23 protein-coding genes and 1 tRNA gene are annotated in these 20850 nt (G+C 73.3%); 15 read left to right on the forward strand and 9 right to left on the reverse strand.

Annotation, left to right across the window (positions count from 1 at the left end):
• On the forward strand, positions 1–400 hold a 400-nt coding region (locus tag ACXVGS_RS13710; protein WP_458537059.1), incomplete at its 5' end, for a hypothetical protein.
• A gap of 93 nt (positions 401–493) precedes the next feature.
• On the opposite strand, the gene mscL is transcribed toward ACXVGS_RS13710, so the two are convergent.
• From mscL to ACXVGS_RS13730, 4 genes are all read right to left on the reverse strand, one after another.
• The gene (mscL, locus tag ACXVGS_RS13715) at positions 494–904 is read right to left on the reverse strand and encodes a large conductance mechanosensitive channel protein MscL (RefSeq protein WP_458534587.1); all 411 of its coding nucleotides are present in this window, start codon (positions 902–904) and stop codon (positions 494–496) included.
• An 84-nt stretch (positions 905–988) separates the two neighbouring features.
• Entirely contained in the window at positions 989–1714 is a 726-nt protein-coding gene (cpaB, locus tag ACXVGS_RS13720; protein ID WP_458537060.1) for a Flp pilus assembly protein CpaB, read from the reverse strand.
• Positions 1711–2556 carry an S-methyl-5'-thioadenosine phosphorylase gene (locus tag ACXVGS_RS13725; RefSeq protein ID WP_458537061.1) on the reverse strand — a complete coding sequence of 282 codons (846 nt, stop codon included), beginning with the start codon at positions 2554–2556 and terminating at the stop codon, positions 1711–1713. The genes cpaB and ACXVGS_RS13725 overlap by 4 nt, the downstream gene beginning before the upstream one ends.
• 144 nt (positions 2557–2700) lie before the next feature.
• A complete protein-coding gene (locus ACXVGS_RS13730) occupies positions 2701–3033 on the reverse strand; it encodes an FmdB family zinc ribbon protein (RefSeq protein WP_458530652.1) in 333 nt (110 codons plus the stop codon).
• A 145-nt stretch (positions 3034–3178) separates the two neighbouring features.
• On the opposite strand from ACXVGS_RS13730, the gene ACXVGS_RS13735 reads away from it, so the two are divergent.
• The 4 genes from ACXVGS_RS13735 (at position 3179) to ACXVGS_RS13750 (ending at position 5476) form a co-directional block, all read left to right on the forward strand.
• Entirely contained in the window at positions 3179–3832 is a 654-nt protein-coding gene (locus ACXVGS_RS13735) for an NADPH-dependent F420 reductase (protein ID WP_458530651.1), read from the forward strand.
• 5 nt (positions 3833–3837) lie between these two features.
• Positions 3838–4401 carry a TetR/AcrR family transcriptional regulator gene (locus tag ACXVGS_RS13740; RefSeq protein WP_458530650.1) on the forward strand — a complete coding sequence of 188 codons (564 nt, stop codon included), beginning with the start codon at positions 3838–3840 and terminating at the stop codon, positions 4399–4401.
• Positions 4402–4488: 87 nt separating this feature from the next.
• Positions 4489–4905, forward strand: coding sequence for an Mpo1-like protein (locus tag ACXVGS_RS13745; RefSeq protein ID WP_458530649.1), 417 nt, complete (start codon positions 4489–4491; stop codon positions 4903–4905).
• Positions 4906–5044: 139 nt separating this feature from the next.
• Positions 5045–5476, forward strand: a complete 432-nt coding sequence (locus ACXVGS_RS13750; RefSeq protein WP_458530648.1) for a hypothetical protein — start codon at positions 5045–5047, stop codon at positions 5474–5476.
• A gap of 24 nt (positions 5477–5500) precedes the next feature.
• Here ACXVGS_RS13750 and ACXVGS_RS13755 read toward each other — a convergent pair whose 3' ends face one another.
• Positions 5501–7099, reverse strand: coding sequence for a potassium/proton antiporter (locus tag ACXVGS_RS13755; RefSeq protein ID WP_458530647.1), 1599 nt, complete (start codon positions 7097–7099; stop codon positions 5501–5503).
• 88 nt (positions 7100–7187) lie between these two features.
• Between ACXVGS_RS13755 and ACXVGS_RS13760 the strand changes: the two genes are divergently transcribed.
• Positions 7188–9869 carry a penicillin acylase family protein gene (locus ACXVGS_RS13760; protein ID WP_458530646.1) on the forward strand — a complete coding sequence of 894 codons (2682 nt, stop codon included), beginning with the start codon at positions 7188–7190 and terminating at the stop codon, positions 9867–9869.
• Positions 9870–9945: 76 nt separating this feature from the next.
• Here ACXVGS_RS13760 and ACXVGS_RS13765 read toward each other — a convergent pair whose 3' ends face one another.
• Positions 9946–10512 carry a 5-formyltetrahydrofolate cyclo-ligase gene (locus ACXVGS_RS13765; protein ID WP_458530645.1) on the reverse strand — a complete coding sequence of 189 codons (567 nt, stop codon included), beginning with the start codon at positions 10510–10512 and terminating at the stop codon, positions 9946–9948.
• 97 nt (positions 10513–10609) lie between these two features.
• On the opposite strand from ACXVGS_RS13765, the gene ACXVGS_RS13770 reads away from it, so the two are divergent.
• From ACXVGS_RS13770 to ACXVGS_RS13810, 9 genes are all read left to right on the forward strand, one after another.
• The gene (locus ACXVGS_RS13770) at positions 10610–12586 is read left to right on the forward strand and encodes a diguanylate cyclase (RefSeq protein WP_458530644.1); all 1977 of its coding nucleotides are present in this window, start codon (positions 10610–10612) and stop codon (positions 12584–12586) included.
• A gap of 9 nt (positions 12587–12595) precedes the next feature.
• Entirely contained in the window at positions 12596–13552 is a 957-nt protein-coding gene (gene galU / locus ACXVGS_RS13775; RefSeq protein ID WP_458530643.1) for a UTP--glucose-1-phosphate uridylyltransferase GalU, read from the forward strand.
• Positions 13549–14799: a molybdotransferase-like divisome protein Glp gene (gene glp / locus ACXVGS_RS13780; RefSeq protein WP_458537062.1), complete on the forward strand. Its 1251-nt coding sequence runs from the start codon at positions 13549–13551 to the stop codon at positions 14797–14799. Before galU ends, glp begins: the two co-directional genes overlap by 4 nt.
• Positions 14799–15275: a cyclic pyranopterin monophosphate synthase MoaC gene (moaC, locus tag ACXVGS_RS13785; RefSeq protein ID WP_458530654.1), complete on the forward strand. Its 477-nt coding sequence runs from the start codon at positions 14799–14801 to the stop codon at positions 15273–15275. Before glp ends, moaC begins: the two co-directional genes overlap by 1 nt.
• Positions 15272–15745 (forward strand): MogA/MoaB family molybdenum cofactor biosynthesis protein, encoded by a 474-nt coding sequence (locus tag ACXVGS_RS13790; RefSeq protein WP_458533522.1) that lies wholly within the window; start codon positions 15272–15274, stop codon positions 15743–15745. The genes moaC and ACXVGS_RS13790 overlap by 4 nt, the downstream gene beginning before the upstream one ends.
• Positions 15745–16395: a GNAT family N-acetyltransferase gene (locus tag ACXVGS_RS13795; RefSeq protein WP_458530640.1), complete on the forward strand. Its 651-nt coding sequence runs from the start codon at positions 15745–15747 to the stop codon at positions 16393–16395. The genes ACXVGS_RS13790 and ACXVGS_RS13795 overlap by 1 nt, the downstream gene beginning before the upstream one ends.
• Positions 16396–16421: 26 nt before the next feature.
• A complete protein-coding gene (locus tag ACXVGS_RS13800) occupies positions 16422–17345 on the forward strand; it encodes a hypothetical protein (protein ID WP_458537063.1) in 924 nt (307 codons plus the stop codon).
• A 123-nt stretch (positions 17346–17468) separates the two neighbouring features.
• Positions 17469–18404 carry an aldo/keto reductase gene (locus ACXVGS_RS13805; protein ID WP_458533524.1) on the forward strand — a complete coding sequence of 312 codons (936 nt, stop codon included), beginning with the start codon at positions 17469–17471 and terminating at the stop codon, positions 18402–18404.
• A gap of 50 nt (positions 18405–18454) precedes the next feature.
• Positions 18455–18527, forward strand: a tRNA-Ala gene (locus ACXVGS_RS13810).
• Between the two features lie 245 nt (positions 18528–18772).
• Here the strand turns inward: ACXVGS_RS13810 and ACXVGS_RS13815 are convergent.
• From ACXVGS_RS13815 to ACXVGS_RS13825, 3 genes are read right to left on the reverse strand one after another with little or no spacing between them, the layout of a single operon-like run.
• Positions 18773–19378: an SGNH/GDSL hydrolase family protein gene (locus tag ACXVGS_RS13815; RefSeq protein ID WP_458532286.1), complete on the reverse strand. Its 606-nt coding sequence runs from the start codon at positions 19376–19378 to the stop codon at positions 18773–18775.
• Positions 19302–19820 carry a hypothetical protein gene (locus ACXVGS_RS13820; protein ID WP_458531019.1) on the reverse strand — a complete coding sequence of 173 codons (519 nt, stop codon included), beginning with the start codon at positions 19818–19820 and terminating at the stop codon, positions 19302–19304. The genes ACXVGS_RS13815 and ACXVGS_RS13820 overlap by 77 nt, the downstream gene beginning before the upstream one ends.
• Positions 19817–20773 (reverse strand): adenosine kinase, encoded by a 957-nt coding sequence (locus tag ACXVGS_RS13825; protein WP_458531020.1) that lies wholly within the window; start codon positions 20771–20773, stop codon positions 19817–19819. The genes ACXVGS_RS13820 and ACXVGS_RS13825 overlap by 4 nt, the downstream gene beginning before the upstream one ends.
• Positions 20774–20850: the final 77 nt, after the last annotated feature.

Raw genomic sequence — 20850 nt, forward strand, 5'->3', positions numbered from 1 at the left:
GCCCACCCCCGATCCGACCGACGAGACCCTGACCGACCGGCAAGACGAGGTCGACGCGGCCGACGGTGAGGCTGTCGAGCCCGACGCCGTGGCGTCGGAGGAGGTGGCGCCCGTCGACGGGCAGGCCGCGCTGCTGGACACGGGCGAGGTCACCCGGGTCGGGACGGGCGACGGCGGCGACGATCCGGCGGACGGTGAGGCGCGCGATACCGGTGAGGGTGAGGTCGGCCAGGACGGGGCCGGCGAGGGCGAGCAAGAGCCGGCGCGTCCGCGGGTGTCGGTGCGCCGCTCCTCGCTGGACCAGACCCTGGACGACACCGACACCGGCTGGGGTGAGCGCCGCGACGAGGACGCACACGACCGGTGGCTGCAGGAGCAGCGTCCCCCGCACTGGGAGTGACCCCGAACCTGCGCCGACGGGGCGGCCCCGCACCTGCGGGGCCGCCCCGTTTGCGTGAGGTCGCTGGCCACCTCAGGGCCCCGTCGGTGGTGTTCAGACGGAGTCGCGCTGGCGCAGCAGGTCGCGGATCTCCTGCAGCAGCAGGATGTCCTCGGCCGGCGCCTTCGGCTCGGGCTCCTGGCCACGCTTGCGTCGCTCGGCGATGGCGTTCATCGGAGCCACGATGAAGAAGTACACGACCGCAGCCGTGATGACGAACGTGATGACCGAGTTGAGCATGGCCGAGACGTCGATCCGCGTCGCGTCCTCGATTGGCTTGCCGCCGTGCTTGAGGGAGAACGACAGCCCGCTGCTCGTGGGGCTGCCCAGGGCGTTCAGCATGGGCTTGATCAGGTTGCCGACCAGGGTCTGTACGACCGCGGTGAAGGCTGCGCCGACGACCACCGCGACCGCCAGGTCGACGACGTTGCCGCGCATGAGGAAGTCCTTGAAGCCCTTGAACATTCGTGCGCCCTTTCCGTTGGCTGCGGGACCCGCACGACCGTAGCGGAGGTGCCTCCCGCCGGGGGCAAGGGGCGCTCGTGGACCTCAGCCGGCGGGGCGCAGCGTCAGCGTTACACCGGCGGACAGGTCACCGGCACCAGTCGCGCGGGCCAGCGCCGAGGCCTGCTCCGGCGTCACCGCCAGGACGACCCCGGGTGCCGGTGCGCCCGACCCGACGCCGGTCCAGGAGCTCGAGCCGGCGTCCGCGGGGTCGGTCGCGAGCACCAGCAGGTCGACGCCGATCCGCGTGCCGCTGCCGTTGTCGATGACGTCCACGTGGTCGCCAGGGCGCAGGAGCGCCGCCACCCGGGCGTCCGGGACGCTGACGTGGGTCGCGACCTGGTCGGCGGCCAGCCCGGTGAGCAGGCCGGGACCGTGCAACCGGGACGGGGTGAGCGCCTCGCCGGCGGTGACCGGCGCGGAGACGCGACGCCCGACCAGGCCGGCCACCTCGGCGACCGACCCGGCCGGACGCGTGTCGGGAGCCCAGCGGGCAACCCGCAGGTCGGCGCCGGTCAGCGCCTGCCCCGCGGCCAGGTCGTGCGCGGCCACGACGACCGGCACTCCGGTGGGCGCCGGCCGGGGCTGCACGGCACCGAGCGTCAGCCACACCGCCAGGCCCACCAGCAGTGCGGCCAGCACCCGGCGGGCGCGGGTCCGGCGCCAGGCCGCCCGCCGTCCCCGGCCCCGCCAGCCGGCCGGCAGCAGGCGCTGGGCCCGGTCGACCAGGGTGGGGGAGGGGGCGGCGAGCAGCCCGGCGCCGGCGGTCACGGCAGCTCGATCGGGAGGGTGATGCCGTCGAGCGCGCGCCGGCAGGCGCAGGTGGCCGTCTCGTCGGGCTCGGCCGCGGGCATCGCGGCGATCGTGGACGCCAGCACGGTCTTGAGGTCGTCGATGTTGCGGGCGAAGACCCGCAGGACCTCCTCGTGGGTGACCGCCTCGCCGCCCTCGACCCCCGCGTCGTGGTCGGTGACCAGCGCGATGGTCGTGAAACACATCGCCAGCTCGCGGGCGATCGCAGCCTCGGGCATCGCGGTCATGCCGACGACTGCCCACCCGGCCTGCTGGTGCCACTGGGACTCGGCCCGGGAGGAGAAGCGCGGCCCGTTGACGACGACCAGGGTCCCGGAGTCGGTGACGTCCTTGCCGGCCTCGCGGGCGACCCGGGCGACGGTCTCGCGCCCGCGCGGGCAGTAGGGGTCGGCGAACCCGACGTGCACCACCGGCCCGACCGTGTCGTAGACGGTGTGCTCCCGACCCCACGTGCGGTCGACGACCTGGTCGGGCACGACGATCGACCCGGGGCCGAGCTCGGGCTTGAGCGACCCGACGGCGCACGGCGCGAGCACCTGGCGCACCCCCACCGCACGCAGCGCCCAGAGGTTGGCCCGGTAGTTGACCTGGTGCGGCGGGAACCGGTGCCCCTGGCCGTGCCGGGCGATGAACGCGACCTGCCGGCCGGCCAGCGAGCCGACCACGACCTCGTCGCTCGGCTCGCCGAACGGGGTCTGGACGCGCACCCGCTCGGCGCCCTCGAGGAACTCGTAGAACCCGGACCCGCCGATGACGCCGATGTCGGCGCGCGGGCTGCCGGAGGTGGGGGAGGAAGTCATGCGGCGAGACTAGCCGCGCACGTCAGGCGCCCCGGTGGCCGTCGCGGGCCTGTGGATCGTGGGACGAACCGGTCCGGGGCCTGTGGACAGACCCCCCCGTATGCCGTGCGCTCCCGTTCGCGGGCCGGGCCGCCGGCGCGGCGCTCAGGCCGCGGAGCCCGCGCCCTTGGCGGACGAGCCCGAGGAGCTCGACGTGCTCGACGCCGACGAGGAGCCTGAGGGGGAGGCGCTCGACGAGGACGAGGAGTCCGAGGAGCTCGAGGACTCGCTCTTGGCCGAAGGCACGCTCGAGGAGGAGCCGGAGCGGGAGTCGGTGCGGTAGAAGCCCGAGCCCTTGAACACCACGCCGACGGCGTTGAAGAGCTTGCGCAGCCGCCCCTCGCACTGGGGGCATTCGGTCAGCGAGTCCTCGCTGAAGGACTGCACGACCTCGAAACGGTGATCGCACGCGGTGCACGCGTAGGCGTACGTCGGCACGGGTCCTCCTGATCAGCACTCTCGGGCATCGAGTGCCAGAAGTGTACGACGAAACGTCGCCAGCCCTTGACAAGCGAACAGACAGGTCTGTCTACTTGTCCGGCCGGGCACCACCGCCCGCCCCACTGCTGCGAAGGAAACAGACATGAAGATCGCCGTCCTCGGCACCGGCATGGTCGGTCAGGCCGTTGCCACCAGGCTCGCGGAGCTCGGCCACGACGTGACCATGGGCTCGCGCGACGCCGCCAACCCCAAGGCCACCGACTGGGCCGCCGGCCCGGGCCAGCGCACCGCCGCCACGTTCGCCGACGCCGCCGGCTCCGCCGAGCTGGTCGTCAACGCCACCGCCGGTGTCGCGACCCTCGAGGCCCTCGCCCTCGCGGGCGCGGACAACCTCGACGGCAAGGTGCTGCTCGACATCGCCAACCCCCTGGACTTCAGCAACGGCTTCCCGCCCTCGCTGTCGGTCGTCAACACCGACAGCCTCGGCGAGCAGATCCAGCGCGAGTTCCCCGGCGCGAAGGTGGTCAAGAGCCTCAACACCATGAACTGCGAGGTCATGGTCGACCCGGCCCGGGTCGGTGGTGGCGACCACGACGTGTTCGTCGCCGGTGACGACGCCGACGCCAAGGCCACCGTGACCGAGCTGCTGAAGGGCTTCGGCTGGGCCCCCGAGCACATCCACGACCTCGGCGGCATCGTCTCCGCCCGCGGCACCGAGATGTACCTGCCGCTGTGGCTGTCCCTCATGGGCTCGCTCGGCAGCGGCAACTTCAACATCAAGGTCGTGCGAGGCTGACGCCCATGAGTGCCGCCCGCGACCGCATCCTCGACACGGCCTTCCGGCTGTTCTACGCCCGCGGCGTCCGCTCGGTCGGGGTCGACACGATCATCGCGGAGTCGGCGGTCGCCAAGGCGACGCTCTACAAGCACTTCCCGGGCAAGGACGACCTCGTGCTCGCCTACCTCGACCGGGTCGACGCCGGCTGGCGCGGCTCGCTCGAGGCGGCGGCCGAGGCGGCCGGGCCCGACCCGCGGGACCGGCTCGTCGGCATGTTCGACGCCCTGACGGCGGCGTGCCGGCGGGACGGGTTCCACGGCTGCGCCTTCATCAACACGGCGGCGCAGTCCGAGTCGGGCACCGCGGTCCACGACCGCACCGTCCGCCACAAGGCGCAGGTGCGGGAGTGGGTGCAGGGCCTGGCCGAGCAGGCCGGGGCCGCAGACCCGCAGGCCCTGGCCCTGTCGCTGAGCCTGCTGCTCGACGGCGGCCTGGCCTCCGGTGTCCTCGACGGCCGGCCCGAGGCCGCCGACGCGGCCCGGGAGGCGGCAGCCATCCTGGTGGCCGCCGCCTGCCCGCGCGCCTGAGCCACACGGCATACAACACACACGCCGGTATGCCGTGTGGTCGGCCGCGACTTGTGCCCTCGGGCCGCCCCCGGCACAGTGGCCGCCATGCCCAGGCCCACGTGCGACTGCCCCGCGTCCTACACCACGTACGAGGAGTTCTGGCCCTACTACGTGGCCATGCACTCCCGGGCGAGCACGCGGTGGGCGCACCTGGTCGGCACCACGCTCGGCGCCGCGACCGCGGCCCACGGGCTCGTCCGGCTGCGCAAGCCGTCCTGGCTGCTGCTGTGGCCGCTCATGGGCTACGGCGCGGCCTGGCCGAGCCACTTCTTCATCGAGCAGAACAACCCGGCGACCTTCGGCCACCCGGCGTGGTCGCTGCGTGGCGACTTCGAGATGATCCGCTACATGCTCGCCGGCCGCGATGCCGAGCTCAGCCGGATCGCTGCGAGCTGGTGGGCCGAGCACGCGCACGAAGCGTCAGCCGAGCCCGTCGCTCGCCCGGAGCTGTCGGTCGGCTGACACGCCCGGCGAGGCGGCCCCGGTGGCGCGACGGGGGGCGGCCCTCATGCGTCGGGTTTCGGCCTTCACCGGACGTACGCCGGTTTGGGTCAGCCACGCGCCGTAGGTGTGCTGCTCGCGGACTGCCTACCGTGGCCACATGGATGACGAACCGGCACCGTGCCACCGACGCCCCAACGGCGTCGACGACGCCACGATCGCGGCCCTGGGGAAGCTGTCCGAAGCCCTGGAAGAGGTCGAGGAAGCCCGGGGCCACCTGTACGCATTCCACCGCCTGACCGGCGCCGGCGACATGAAGGCCTGCCAGGCCGTCGCGATGCTGCGCAGGGCGGGACACCTCGACCTGGCCGAGCGTATCGACACCGAGCTGGTCGGCCGGAACGTGCTCGAGGGACGCTGGACCTTCCAGATCGTCGAAGAGTACGACGACGGCTACTACGCGCTGTTCAAGTGCCTGGAGGAGGTGGCGCGGCGCCAACTGGTCCACGGCAGGCGCCACCTCTACGAAGCGGAGATGAAGGAGGCCGAGCGCAGCCACGGCCGACGCCACCACGAGGCCACCCCGCACTGAGCCACGACGGGCGCGACGCCGGGCTCAGTCGGGTCGCTGCGAGCTGGCGGGCCGGGCACGCCCACGAAGCGGCAGCGGAGCCCGTCGCTCGGCCGGAGGTGCCGGTCGGCTGACCCACCCGGCGAGGCGGCCGCGCTCGCTCACCGCGCGGATCCGGCGCTCGACCTGGCGCCGGTTCTCCGCGGTGGCCACCACGAGCAGCTGGTCGCCGTGGCGCAGCACGGTGTTCGGTGCGGGGACGAAGGACTCGTCCCCGCGGACGATGAGGGTGACGTTGGCGCCCTTGGGCAGGCGCAGCTCGAAGACCTCCACGCCGGCCAGGCGTGACTCCTCACCGACCTGCACCTGGAGCAGCTCGGCCCGCAGCTTCTCCAGCGGGGTGGACTCCACGTCCAGGTCGAGCAGCCGGTCGGGGTCGGTCAGTCCCAGGCGGGTGGCCACCCACGGCAGGGTGGGGCCCTGCACCAGCGTGAACACCACGACCAGCACGAAGACCAGGTCGAACAGCCACTCCACGTGGGGCGTGCCCAACGTCAGCGGGACCGTGGCGAGCACGACCGGGACCGCGCCGCGCAGCCCGGCCCAGGACAGGAACACCTGGTCGCGCCACGGCACCCGGAACGGGGTCATCGACACCAGGACCGACAGGGGCCGGGCGACCAGCAGCAGCACCAGGCCGATGACGATCGCCGGGACAAGCTGGGTGGGCAGCCGCTGCGGCGAGGCGAGCAGGCCGAGCAGGACGAACAGGCCGATCTGGGCCAGCCAGCCCAGCGCCTCGGCGAAGCCACGGACCGCCGGTCGGTGCGGCAGGTCCATGTTGCCCAGCAGCAGCGAGCACAGGTAGACCGCGAGGAAGCCGCTGGTGTGGGCCATCGCCGAGGCGGCGTAGGCGAGGACGCCCAGCGCGACGATGCCGAGGGAGAACAGGCCCGAGGAGGCCGGGGCGACGCGGCGCAGGGCCTTCCCGCCGAGGTAGCCGACGCCCAGGCCGATCGCGGCCCCGCCGGCGAGCTCGGCCGCGGCGATGAGCACCAGCTGCCACCAGGTGTGCGAGGTGGCGTGCGGGGCGGTCTGCTCGGCCAGGGCCACGACGAGGATGACCACGGGGGCGTCGTTGAAGCCGGACTCGGCCTCGAGCAGCCCCGAGATCCGCCGGGGCAGCGGGACCCGGCGCAGCACCGAGAAGACGGCCGCGGCGTCGGTGGAGGTGAGCACGGCGCCCACCAGGAGCGCGACACCCCACGGCAGGTCGAGGAACAGGCGCGCCGCTACGCCGACGACGCCGACCGAGACGACCACGCCCAGGGTCGAGAGCAGGGCGGCCGGCGCGACCGAGCGGCGGATGCCGTCCCAGTGCGTCGTGAGGCCACCCTCGGCGAGGATGAGCACGAGGGCGGAGTAGCCGAGGACCTGGGTCAGCTCGGCGGAGTTGAACCGGATGCCGAGGCCCGCCTCGCCGATGGCCAGGCCGATCGCGAGGTAGAGCAGCAGCGACGGCAGGCCGGAGCGCACCGAGAGGCGCACCGCGGCGACGGACAGCAGCAGCACCAGGGCCCCGACCAGCAGGGCAGGGTTGAGCTCCTCGACGGTGAACGCGGCCATCTGCGTCAGTGCCGTCACGTCCACCGCCCTCCTCGCCCTGCGTGGATGCTGTCATGGGGGACCGGGCGTGCGCGCCGCCCGGTCGCCGGTGTCCTAGTCTCGCAGGGTGTCTCGCGCCAAACTCGCCCGCCGCATCATCGTGTCCGTCGTGGCGGCGCTCCTCGTGGTCATCCTCGTCGGAGTCGTCGTCGTGGTGGGCCTGGTCCGCCACTCCTTCCCCCAGACCACCGGCACCATCTCCGTCCCGGGCCTCGGCTCACGGGTCTCGGTGCTGCGTGACGAGCACGGCGTCCCACAGATCTACGCCGACAGCTCCGCAGACCTGTTCGAGGCGCAGGGCTACGTCACGGCCCAGGACCGGTTCTTCGAGATGGACCTGCGGCGGCACATCACGGCCGGGCGCCTGTCGGAGCTGGTCGGCTCGGCCGGGCTCGACACCGACAAGGTCATCCGCACCATGGGCTGGCGCCGGGTCGCCGAGCAGGAGCTGCCGACGCTGGCGCCGAGCACCCGGCAGTACCTCCAGGCCTACGCGGACGGTGTGAACGCCTACATCAACCAGATGGGCTCGCCCTCGCAGATGGGCTTCGAGTACACCGTGCTCAGCCAGAAGGTCGACAACTACCACGTCGAGCCGTGGACCCCGGTGGACTCCCTGGCCTGGCTCAAGGCGATGGCCTGGGACCTGCGCGGCAACTACGACGACGAGCTGATGCGGGCGCGGCTGGCCGGGACGTCGATGTCGATGGCCCACATCGCCGAGCTCTACCCCGACTATCCGTTCGGGTCGCACAAGCCGATCCTGTCCTCCCAGGACTGGAGCCCGAGCGGCTCGGGCTCCGGCAGTGACACCCCCGGGTCAGGCAACACCACCAGCGGCAGCGGCAGTGACAGCACCGGCACCACCTCCGCCGCCGACGCGTCCTCGACCGGCAGTGACGGTGCGTCGAGCTCCGCGAGCCCGTACCCGGCATACCTCGGGGGCAAGACCGCGCAGGCGGCCTACGCGCAGGTGACCGCCGCGCTCGACGCGGTGCCGACCACCCTCGGGCGCGGCGACGGCATCGGGTCCAACTCCTGGGTCGTGGGGTCCTCGCGCTCCAGCACCGGCAAGCCGCTGCTGGCCAACGACCCGCACCTGGCGCCCGGCATCCCCGGCATCTGGTACCAGACCGGCCTGCACTGCCGCAGCGTCGGCAAGGACTGCCCCTTCGACGTCGCCGGCTACTCCTTCTCCGGGCTGCCCGGCGTGGTCATCGGCCACAACCAGACCATCTCGTGGGGGTTCACCAACCTCGGGCCGGACGTCAGCGACTTCTACCTCGAGCAGGTCAACGGCGACAAGGTCCTGCGAGACGGCAGCTACGTCCCGCTGACGACGCGCCGCGAGACGATCAAGGTCGCCGGCGGCAACGACGTCTCGATCGACGTCCGCTCGACCCGTCACGGCCCGCTGATGTCCGACGTGCTGCCCAGCGTCGCCGACGCCGGCCGGGGCGCGCCGGTGGACGGGAAGAAGGACCCCGGCAGCTACGACGTGTCCCTGGCCTGGACCGGGCTGCAGCCGGGGCACACCGCCGACGCCCTGTTCGCGATCGACAAGGCACAGAGCTTCGAGCAGTTCCGCGGCGCCGCGAAGAACTTCGACGTGCCGGCGCAGAACCTCGTCTATGCCGACGCCAACGGCCACATCGGCTACCAGGCGCCCGGGCGCATCCCGGAGCGCCGCTCGGCGATCAAGGGCAGCCCGCCCGGCTTCTGGCCGGCGCCCGGCTGGGACTCCCGCTACGACTGGACCGGCTACGTCCCGTTCAAGGACATGCCGACCAGCTACGACCCGCCGGAGGACTACATCGTCGCCGCCAACCAGGCGGTCACGGCCAGCGACCGGCCGTTCCTCACGACCGAGTGGGACTACGGCTTCCGGTCCCAGCGGATCCGCGACCTGCTGGCGGCGACGCCGAAGGTGACCCCGGCCCGGATGTCGCAGATCCAGGGCGACACGCGCAACACCTTCGCGCCCGACCTGGTGAAGTACCTCCTGCCGCTGAAGGTGGACCCCTTCACCGCCGACGCCCAGCGCCTGCTCAAGGGCTGGAACTACACCACGCCGACGGGGCAGTCCCGCAACGGTGCGGCCGCGGCCTACTACAACGCCGTGTGGAGCAACATCCTCGAGCTGACCTTCGACGACGAGCTGCCCAAGGACCTCAAGGCCGACGGCGGCGGGCACTGGATGCAGGTCGTCGAGGTCATGCTGGAGAAGCCGCGCGACTCCTGGTGGGACAACAAGGGCACCGCCGGCGTCCTCGAGGGCCGCGACGAGATCCTGCGCCAGGCCATGGTGCAGGCGCGGCTTGAGCTGACCAAGCAGCTGGGCAAGGACCCGGTGACCTGGCAGTGGGGCCGCCTGCACCGGCTGGACCTCCAGCACCCGGTGCTCGGCACCGACGCGGTGCCCGGCTACGTGCGGGTCCTGTTCAACCGCGGCCCGTGGGACATGCCCGGTGGCTCCTCGATCGTCGACGCCAACGGCTGGGACGCCGGCAAGGGCTACCAGGTCGACTGGGCCCCCTCCATGCGAATGGTCGTCGACCTGGGCCACCTGGACGGCTCGCACTGGGTCAACCAGACCGGCGCGTCGGGGCACCCGTTCAACGACCACTACGACGACCAGACGGACGCGTGGGCCACGAACCAGACGTTCCCGTGGCCGTTCACCGAGTCGGCGGTGCGCAAGGCCACCAAGGACGAGCTGACCCTGGTGCCGGGGGCCGACAAGGGCTGACCCGGTCGCCGGCCGGGGGCGGACCGTCTCCCGGCCGGCCGGGGCGACCGTCTCCGGACGGTCGGGTCAGCCGGCCCTAGCCGGTGCCCACCTCGACCAGGCCCTGCCCGGCGGTGACCACGGCGTGCACGCGCGCGTCGTGGTCCTCCCGGGGGAGCGGGCCCTCGACCAGCTCCCCGTCGTGCAGCAGCGCGACCACCCGTGCCGTCGCGGCGCGGCGCGCCAGGGCCCGGTCGTAGCTGCCGCCGCCCTGGCCCAGTCGGGTGCCGGTCCGGTCGACGCCCAGGGCCGGGGCCACGATCACCTCGGCGCGCCCGATCGCGTCCCGCCCCAGAGGCGCGGGGTGCTCCCCGTCGTGGTCCACCGCCCGCCAGTCGAGGTCGTTGTCGGGCAGCAGGACGGGGAGGAGCACCCGTACGCCGTGCCCCACCAGCGCCTCGATGAGGACCTCCGTGGGCGGCTCGGACGGCAGCGCCACATACGCCGCCACGGTGCTGGTGCCCGGCGGAAGGGCGGCGAGCACGGCCCGGGCGATGGCCTCGCCGTCGGCCCGGCGGTCACGCTGGGTAGCCTTCGCGCGACGTCGCGTGCGAATCTCCTGTCGGAGAAGAACTTTGGCCGTTGTCGGGCCCGGGGCGCTCATGTAGGCATTGTCCTGTAACCGCTTGGTGAACAGGACGCCCGGCTGGCGTCGTCCCGTGCCACGATGGTGGATCGGACCCCGCGCGAAAGAAGGTCTCGTGTCCATCCGTAACCGGCTCGCGCTGATCCTGGGTTCGGTGCTGCTTCCGCTGCTACTCGGGACCGGGGTGGTCGTGGCCGTGGTGGTCCCGGCCCACGACAAGGACCAGGCGAAGGCCGGTCTGCGCGTCGTCGCCCAGGCGGTGGCCTCGCTGCAGCAGGAGACCTGCCTGGACCTGGCCGCCTCGGCCCGGCTGGTCGGCGGCTCGGTCGAGCGCGGCGACGCCGCCGGGTCGGCGCTGCGGATCCACCTGCGCCAGGACGTCCGGTTCGCCGCGGTCTCCCGCAACGGGACCCTGCTGGCGCGGGCCGGGGACGCCCCCGCAGGCGTCGCCGCGCAGCATGAGGTGCTGCACCAGTGCACGACGTCGCCGGTGCGCCCGGCCATCTCCCCGGCCGCCGCGCTCTCGCCGGCTCCGGCGGTCCTGGAGTACTCCGCGACCACCCCGACGGCACGGGGGCCGGTGCTCGTCGTGGTGGCCACGCCCATCGACGACATGCAGCTCGGCACCTGGCGCAGCCGCGTCGGCGCTGCCGCCGACGTCCAGCTCGCCGCCGCGTGCCCCGGCGGCGGGGTGACGGCAACGGGCACGGAGGCCGTCTCCCGCCCGCTGGCGGTGGCCGCGCAGAGGATCTTCGAGGGTCGCAAGGCCGCGGTCGCCGGGATGCACGTCGTGTGGGCCGACGTCGGCGCGGGCCACCCGTGCGTGGTCGTGGCCGCGATGCAGGCCCCGAGCACGCTGACCGCGTCGGCCCTGACCTGGAGCATGCTGCTGCTGGCCCTCATCGTCGGCGGCGTGCTGGTGTGGTGGCTGGCCCGCCAGCTCACCCAGCCGGTGCTGGCGCTGACCGAGGCCGCCGAGCGGGCTGCTCGGGGCGACCTGGCCATGAAGCTGCCGGTCAGCGGCAAGGACGAGGTGGCCCGGCTCGCGGGCAGCTTCAACCACATGGCCCGCCAGCTCGACCTGCGGATGACCGAGATCCAGGACAGCCGCGACCGGCTGCGCCTCAACGTCCAGCGCCTCGGCGACGCGCTGCAGCGCACCCACGACCTCGATGGCCTGCTCTCGGCGGTGTGCGCGATCGGCGCCACCGCGACCGAGAGCCAGCGGGTCACCGCCTGGCTGGTCGAGGGCAACAGCCTCGTCGCCCGCGTGGTCTGGCCCGGCGGAGCGGCCCGCGCCGGAGTGCGCCGGGTCCCGATCGGGGACAGCCTGCCTGGGCAGGTGGTCGCCGACGGCGTGGTCCGTCGGCTGGTCGCCGGGGCCCGCGAGGACGTGACGCTCCGGGACGGACCGGCCATGGGGGCGCCGCTGCAGCGCGGCGAGATGATGCTCGGAGCCCTCGTGGTGGAGCGGACCGGCGACGCCGAGTCCTACACCGTCGAGGACCAGGCCATGCTCACCTCGATCACCGGTCCGGCGGGCATCGCCATCGACAACGCGATGCTGCACCGGCAGGCCCAGCGGATGTCGGTCATCGACCCGCTGACCGGCGTCGGCAACCTGCGCATGCTCACCACCACCCTGGCCCGCGAGGTGGACCGTGCCCAGCACTTCGGGCGCAGCGTGTCCCTGCTGCTGCTGGACATCGACCACTTCAAGAACCTCAACGACACGCACGGGCACGGCGCCGGCGACGCGATCCTGCACGGGATGGCCCAGCGCGTGGCCGCGAGCATCCGGTCGGTGGACACGGTGGCCCGCTACGGCGGGGAGGAGTTCGCCGTGGTGTGCCCCGAGCTCGGGCCCGAGGAGGCCTACGGCCTGGCCAGCCACCTGCACGAGGCCATCCGCGATGCCGGCTTCCCGGTGGAGGACGGGGTGGTCGACGTCCGCGTCAGCATCGGGGTCGCCTCCTGGCCGCAGCAGGCGACCACCTCCACCGAGCTCATGCGGGCCGCCGACGCGGCGTTGTCGCAGGCGAAGGCCACCGGTCGGGACCGAGTTGCCGCCGCGACGGTCCCGCACCGATAACCTCTCGGCATGACGTCGACCGCGCACACCCCTTCCCGTGACGGTGCCACGCCGCCTGTCCTCAAGGCCGTGATCCCGGCCGCCGGTCTGGGGACTCGCTTCCTGCCGGCCACCAAGGCGACCCCCAAGGAGATGCTGCCGGTCGTCGACAAGCCGGCGATCCAGTACGTCGTGGAGGAGGCGACCCGCGCCGGCCTGCGTGACGTGCTCATGGTCACCGGGCGCAACAAGACCGCCCTCGAGGACCACTTCGACCGGCACTGGGAGCTCGAGCAGGCGCTGGAGGCCAAGGGCGACCAGCTGCGGCTGGCCCGCGTGCGCAAGTCCACCAGCCTGGCCAACGTGCACTACGTCCGCCAGGGGGAGCCCAAGGGCCTGGGCCACGCGGTCCTGTGCGCCGCCGACCACGTCGGCGACAACCCCTTCGCGGTGCTCCTCGGCGACGACCTCATCGACGCCCGCGACCGGCTGCTCGAGCAGATGATCGCCGTGCAGCAGGAGCGCGGTGGCAGCGTCATCGCCCTGATGGAGGTGCCCCAGGACCAAGTGCACCTCTACGGCTGCGCCGCCGTCGAGCGCGACGGTGACGGGGACGTGGTGCGCGTGACCGGCCTGGTCGAGAAGCCACACCCCGCCGACGCCCCGTCCAACCTCGCGGTGATCGGCCGCTACGTGCTCGACCCCTCGATCTTCGACGTCCTGGCCAAGACGCCTCCCGGGCGCGGCAACGAGATCCAGCTGACCGACGCCCTGCAGGAGCGTGCCGCTTCCACCGAGCCCGGCGGCGGGGTCCACGGCGTGGTCTTCCGCGGTCGTCGCTATGACACCGGCGACCGGCTCGACTACCTCAAGGCCGTCGTGCGCCTCGCGGTGGAGCACCGTGAGCTCGGCTCGGACTTCTCCGTGTGGCTGGAGGAGTTCGTCGCCGGCCGGGAGGACGTCAGCCAGGGCTCTCCCGTCGCGTGATCAGCGTCGAGCAGCACCTCGGGCGCATCCTGGACACGGTGCGCCGGCTGCCACCCATCGAGGTCGGCCTCCTCGACGCACTCGGGTGCGTCCTGGCCGAGGACGTGCGCAGCGCCGCGGACCTGCCCGGGTTCACCAACTCGGCGATGGACGGGTATGCCGTGCACGCGGCGGACGTCGCCGCTGCCACCGATGACTCCCCGGTGCTGCTGCCCGTCGTCAACGACATCGCGGCGGGCAACACCCAGGCGCTGAGCCTGGCCCCGGGGCAGTCGATGCGGATCATGACCGGCGCGCCGCTGCCGCATGGCGCCAACGCGGTCGTGCTGGTGGAGCTGACCGACGCCGGGCTGGCCGCCGTGGCGGTCCGGTCGCCGGTCGAGGTGGGCCAGCACGTGCGCCCGACCGGTGACGACGTGCGCACCGGCGACCTGGTCCTGCGCTCGGGGGGACGGCTCGGCCCGCGACAGCTGGCGCTGCTCGCAGCGGTGGGCCGTTCCTCGGTGCGGGTGGTCCCGAAGCCGCGCGTGGTGGTCGTGTCCACCGGCGACGAGCTCGTCGAGGTGGGCCGCCCCGCCGGGTTCGGCCAGGTGGTCGACAGCAACGGGCTCATGCTCACCGCCGCGGTGCGGGCCCTCGGGGCCGTGCCGTTCCGGGTGGGCCCGGTGGTCGACGACGCCAAGGAGCTCATGTCCACCCTCGAGGACCAGCTGGTGCGCGCCGACGCGGTGATCACCAGCGGCGGGGTCAGCGCGGGCGCCTACGACACGGTCAAGGAGGTGCTGTCCCGCGTGGGCACGGTGCGCTTCGACAAGGTGTCGATGCAACCCGGCATGCCGCAGGGCTTCGGGGTCCTCGGCGCCGACGAGACCCCGGTGTTCACCCTGCCGGGCAACCCGGTCAGTGCGATGGTCTCCTTCGAGGTGTTCGTGGCCCCGGCGCTGCGCGCCATGGCGGGGCGCCCCGAGCACGAAAGTGCCCTGGTCCCTGCCGTGGTCGAGACCGGGTGGACGGCTCCCGCGGGCAAGACCCAGTTCGCCCGCGCGGTGCTGCACCCGCGCCGGGTCACCGGCACCAACGGGCAGGACTGCGACTTCGCCGTGACGCTCGTGGGGTCCCAGGGCTCACACGTGCTCGGCGGGCTGGCGGCCGCCAACTGCCTGGCCGTGATCCCGGCCGCCGTCACCGAGGTCCAGGCCGGCGACGTGGTCCGCTGCCACCTGCTCGGCGCGATGATGGAGGCGTGATGGAGGAGCCGGCGCTGACCCACGTGCGCCCCGACGGCAGCGCGCACATGGTCGACGTCAGCGCCAAGCCGGTCACGGCCCGCCGGGCGAGTGCCGCCGGGCGCGTGCTGCTGTCGGCGGACGCGGTTGCGGCTCTGCGCGGCGGCACGGTCCCCAAGGGCGACGCGCTCGCGGTGGCCCGGATCGCGGGCATCCAGGGCGCCAAGCGCACCCCCGAGCTCGTGCCGCTGGCGCACCCGATCGGGATCCACGGCGTCGAGGTCGACCTCGCCGTCGTCGACGACGGGGTCGACGTCACTGCCACGGTGCTGACCGCCGACCGCACCGGGATCGAGATGGAGGCGCTCACAGCCGTGACCGTCGCGGCCCTTGCTCTGGTCGACATGGTCAAGGCCGTCGACAAGCACGCGCGGATCACCGACGTGCGCGTCACGGCGAAGTCCGGGGGGCGCTCCGGGGACTGGAGCGAGGGGTGAGCACCGCCGTCGTCATCACCTGTTCCACCCGCGCCGCCTCCGGGGTCTACCCCGACCGCTCCGGTCAGGTCATCGTCGAGGCCCTGCGGTCGTGGGGGCTCGAGGTGGGGGAGCCGATCGTCGTGCCGGACGGCCCGGACGTCGAGGAGGCACTGGAGGCCGCCGTGGCCGCCGGTCCTGACCTGGTGCTGACCACGGGGGGAACCGGTCTGACCCCGACCGACGGCACACCCGAGGCAACGATGCGCGTCATCGACCGCCCGGTGCCCGGCATCGCCGAGGCGATCCGGGCCGCCGGCGTCGCCGCCGGGGTGCCTGCCGCGATGCTCTCGCGGGGCGTGGCCGGGATGGCCGGCGCGACGCTCGTGGTCAACCTCCCGGGCTCGACCGGTGGTGTGCGTGACGGGCTCACGGTCCTCGAACCGGTGGTGGCCCACGCCGTCTCGCAGATGCGCGGGGGCGACCACTGATGACCGTCGCGTGGCCCGTCACCCTGTCGGCCACGACGCCGTCGGGTCAGGCCGTCACCCTCGGGCCGTTGCGGGCGCGGCAGCGCAAGGAGTGGGAGGCGCTGCGCCGCGACAACGCGGACTGGCTGCGGGAGTGGGAGGCGACGGCGCCGGAGCCGGTGACCGGCCGCGTCGGCTACCGGCAGATGGTGCGCTACTTCAACCGCGAGGCGGTCGAGGGCCGGATGCTGCCGTTCGCCATCTCCGTCGACGGCCGGCTGGCCGGGCAGATGCACCTGTTCGGCATCACGTGGGGCTCCATGCGCTCCGGGGCAGCCGGCTACTGGGTGTCCAGATCCGTTGCGGGACAAGGGGTTGCGCCGATCTCGCTGGCGCTGCTGACCGACCACGCGTTCCGCGTGCTCGGTCTGCACCGGGTCGAGGTCAACATCCGGCCGGACAACGCCGCGAGCCTGCGAGTGGTCGCCAAGCTGGGCTTCCGCGACGAGGGCCTGCGGACGCGCTACCTGCACATCAACGGTGCGTGGCGGGACCACCGCTCGTTCGCGCTGACGACCGAGGACCTGGCCGGTGGACGCCTCCTGGAGCGCTGGCTCGATGCCGTGGACCAACCTCACAGGCGACACACCGACGCCGGTCCGCGCGGGTAGTCCCGCGAACCTCTAGCGTCATGGGCGTGCAACCCAGCAGTCTGATCTTCCTCGTCATCATCGCGATCTGGGCTGCCTTCCTTCTCCAGCACTGGGTCCGCCGACGTGAGCACCTCGTGACCGCGCGCTCGGTCGACCGCTTCTCCGACGCCATGCGCGTCCTCGAGCGTCGCGCGCCGGTCGCCGACGTGCCCGAGCGCACCCCGGCGCCGCGGTCGTATGCCGTGAGCCCCACCCGGGTGGTGCGGGCCGTCACGTCCTCGGCGTCGGTCACCACCTCGGCGTCCGACACGAGCTCGACGTCCGCCGCACCGGCCGGCTCCGAGGCCTCCAGTGCCGCGCCGCGCGTGCGCCCCGAGCCCGCCCTCCGTCCTGAGCCGCCGGTCCGCGTCGGACCGGCCCGACCGGCGCGCACCCGCCACGTCGCGGGGGTGCCGGCCCGCCGCCTGCGTGGCCTGTCCTTCCTCGGGTCCCTGGTCCTGCTCGTGGCGACCCTGCCGCTGGCCGGCTTCGGTGTCCTCGGCTGGTGGAGCAGCCTGGTGGCCCTCGGCCTGCTCGTCGCCGACCTGGCCTGGCTGCGCCGGGCCGCCCAGGTCGAGCGGGCCGCCCGCCGCGCGGCTGCATGTCACCGCGAGGCGGCCCGTGCCCCCCGCGGCCTGGCCGCGCCGCGCGTCGAGCCCGGCCTTGCCTGGACCGGGTCCGCGGCCGCTCCGGCCGAGTCCGCTGCCGCCGAGCCGGCCGAGCCGGTGCCGGCGGACGACCCCGACGGATGGCGGCCGGTCCCCGTGCCTCCGCCGACCTACACGATGAAGGCGCGCGCGGCCCAGCCCCCGCAGCCTGCGCCGGTCCCCGCGCCCGTCCCGGCACCGACCACGCCGTCCACCTTCGGCGGCGTGGTCGCCTCGGGCGAGCTGGACGGCCTGCTCGACCGGCGCGCCGTCGGCTCCTGAGGCTGACCCTTACGCGAGGGCGCGGCGCACGCCGGCCCGTGCGGTCGGTGGGCCTCCCACGCACCCCGGCCACCCGGCATACCCGGGGTGGTGACGCCTGCCTAGGGTGGGCGCATGGCTGACATGACCTACCGCCCGCTCGGCAGCTCCGGCCTCATGGTCAGCACGGTGGGGATCGGCTGCAACGCGTTCAGCCGGCGTGCCGACGCCGAGGCGACCCGGGGGATCGTGGACGCGGCGATCGAGCAGGGGATCACGCTCTTCGACACCGCCGACATCTACGGCATCGAGCCCGGCGCGAGCGAGACGATGCTCGGCACCGCCCTCGGCTCGCGGCGCGATCAGGTCGTCGTGGCAACGAAGTTCGGTATGGACATGCAGGGCAAGAACGGGCCGGACTGGGGTGTGCGCGGCTCCCGGCGCTACGTCCGCAAGGCCGTGGAGGCCAGCCTGCGGCGGCTCGGCACCGACTGGATCGACCTCTACCAGCTGCACCAGCCCGACCTGGTCACGCCGATCGAGGAGACGCTCGCGGCGCTGCACGAGCTCGTCCTGGAGGGCAAGGTCCGCTACGTCGGCTGCTCCAACTTCGACGGCTGGCAGCTCGTCGACGCCGACTGGACGGCCCGCGCCGGCGGCTACGAGCGGTTCGTCTCGGCGCAGAACCGCTACTCGCTGCTCGACCGGTCGGTCGAGGCGGAGCTGGTGCCGGCCTGCGAGCACCTCGGCGTGGGGATCCTGCCGTTCTTCCCGCTGGAGTACGGCCTGCTCACCGGCAAGTACACCCGTGGCCAGGCGGCTCCGGAAGGGTCCCGGCTGGCGATCGAGCAGACCCGTTTCGAGGGCGCGGACTGGGACCGGATCGAGGCGCTGGAGGCGTTTGCCGCCGAGCGCGGGCTGAGCATGCTCCAGGTGGCCATGGGCGGCCTCGCCGCCCAGCCGGCGGTGACGTCGGTGATCGCGGGCGTGACGCGTCCGGAGCAGGTCGTGTCCAACGCCCAGGCCGGCCTGTGGGAGCCCACGGCCGAGGACCTGGCGGCGCTGGAGGCGTTGGGCTGAGCCGGTTTCAGCCGCGGGCCCGCTGGGTGTTATCGTGTGGCCCGCACCTTGGGGCTGTGGCGCAGCTGGTAGCGCACCTCGTTCGCAACGAGGGGGTCAGGGGTTCGAGTCCCCTCAGCTCCACCCAAGGTCTGAGGCCCTTCCCCGGCATCGGGGGAGGGCCTCTTTCGCTTTGCGCCGCAGACCTCTCCAACGGCTGGCCTCACCCGGTCCTGCCCCGCGACGGGACGTGACCCCGCTCGACCAGCAGGGGGGTGCCGGGAGCGGGGCCACGCCATGTCAACCGTATGAGCCGGTCAGCGGGCGTGTCCGGGACGTAGGTCTGGCCCTACGGGGCGGGCCGTCGACTGCGCCCCCGACGGGTGGCGTCAGAGGCTCTCGTATGCCGTGAGCCAGCCCCGCGCCAGCACCTGCGCCCCCAGCGCCGAGGGATGGACCGAGTCCGGGGCCAGGGCGGCGGGGCCGTGGACTCGTGCCGCGTCGTCCAGGATCGCCTGCAGGGGGACGAACGTCGCGTCGAGCTCTGCCGCCACGTGGGCCACCACTTCGCGTCTGGGATCGAGGTCCTCGCGCCAGTGGGCCCGCGACCTGTCGGCGGCGGTGAGGAACGGCTCCATCAGGATCAGCCGCGGCGAGGAGTCCGCCAGGGCCTCGCCCAGGATGGCCCGGTAGTCCGCCTCGAAGGCTTCGGGGGACACGGGGTCGTCGTCCTCGTATCGCCGCCACGCCTCGTTGACGCCCACCAGGACGGTGAGCACCGCCGGGTGGAGGTCGATGACGTCGGTCTTCCATCGTGCGCGCAGGTCCTGCACGCGGTCCCCGCTGACGCCGCGGTTGAACACCACGGCGTCGTCGCCCCGTGCCCGTAGGGCGGCTGCCGCCAGGCTGACCCAGCCGTCACCGAGCCCTTCGGTGTGGCGCGGCCGGTCGGAGTCGGTGATGCTGTCGCCGACCATGACGATGGACCGACCCATCGTGGGCCCCTCCTCGGCTTCGGGAACGCTGCTGCCTCAGGACATGCGCTCGGCCGGCGGAGCCCCGCGACATGTCGGGCGCCGAGACTATCTGTGCCGCCATGACGGCCGGCCGCGCGGCCTCGGTGATCGGCCGCGAGGCGTGCCGGACGAGGTAGGCCGCGAGGGGGAGCTCGACCAGCACGGCGGTGGCAAAGGCGACCACGGCGTCGCTGCCGACCGAGGTCAGCAGGACGTCGAAGCCCACCCAGGCGCCGTTCCAGTCCGTGAGCACGTAGGTCTGCGGCAGCGACGTGGACAGGTAGGCGGCCCAGGGGAACAGGACGGCGGCGCAAGCCAGGCACAGCAGCGCGGCGAGCCGCAGCCGCCGGGTGGGCCCGTGGCGGCCCGGCGCCACAGACGACACGGAGACGGCGCTGGCCGGGGTGCGGGTGAGGCTCACCCGTTGATGGTGTCGAGCCTGCCCGGGCGGTTGCTGTCGCCAAGCCGTGGTCCACCGGTGAGTGCGGCGCCCCCCAACAGCTCCTCCCGGCTGATGCAGTCGGTCGCCGTCGACGGCACCGTGCAGGCGTACGCGCCGGCCACCGCGCCGAACTGCGCGCACCGCAGCGGCGACTCACCGGCCAGCCAGCCGAAGAGGAACCCCGACACGAAGGCGTCGCCAGCACCGTTGGAGTCGACCACCGGTGCGCCCGGCGTGACGGCGGGGACGTGGGTCTGCACGTCGTCGACCAGCAGGTAGGCGCCCTCCGCCCCGGCCGTCGCGACCACCACCCGAGCGCGGCCGCAGTCGAGGACCTGACGCATCGTCCGCTCCGGGTCTGCCAGAGCCGTGGTGGACAGGAAGACCAGGTCGGCCTGGTAGGCGAACGCCTCGTGGTAGCTCTCGACCCCGTCCCAGTTGTGCAGGTCGGTCGAGATGGTCACGCCGGCCTCGCGCAGCACGGGCAGGGCGAAGGCGCACGGGTAGGTGATGGAGACGTGCGCGTGCCGGCTCACGGCCGCCAGGGTCCTGACGGTGTCCTCGGGGAGCCGGTCCGCCTCGTGGGAGCGGTCGCTGTCATACAGCGAGAGCCGGCGACCGGCCGGGTCGACGAGGTTCACCGCACGCTTGGTGCCACTCGGGGAGGGGACCTCGGTGAGCGGGATTCCCTTGTCGCGGTGGAGCGCTCGCACGAGGTCGCCCTCGGGGTCGTCACCGACGACGTCGAGGTGGTGCGTGCGCAGACCCAGCGCACTCACCCCCATCGCGACGAAGTCCCCGGTCTGCCCGGCCCGCTGCCGGATCGTCGGCACCATGTAGCTGTCGGCGTAGGCGAGGGGCAGCTCGGGGACGTACACGATCGTGTCGACGCCGGCGCCTCCCAGGACGAGGACGTCGGTCTCAGCGCTCACGTGGATCCTCCCGGCTCGGGCCGTGGCGCTGGTCGGCCACGCCGCCATCCAACCGGAACAGCACGGCGATCCGGGCT

The organism is Oryzihumus sp. (assembly GCF_054325275.1).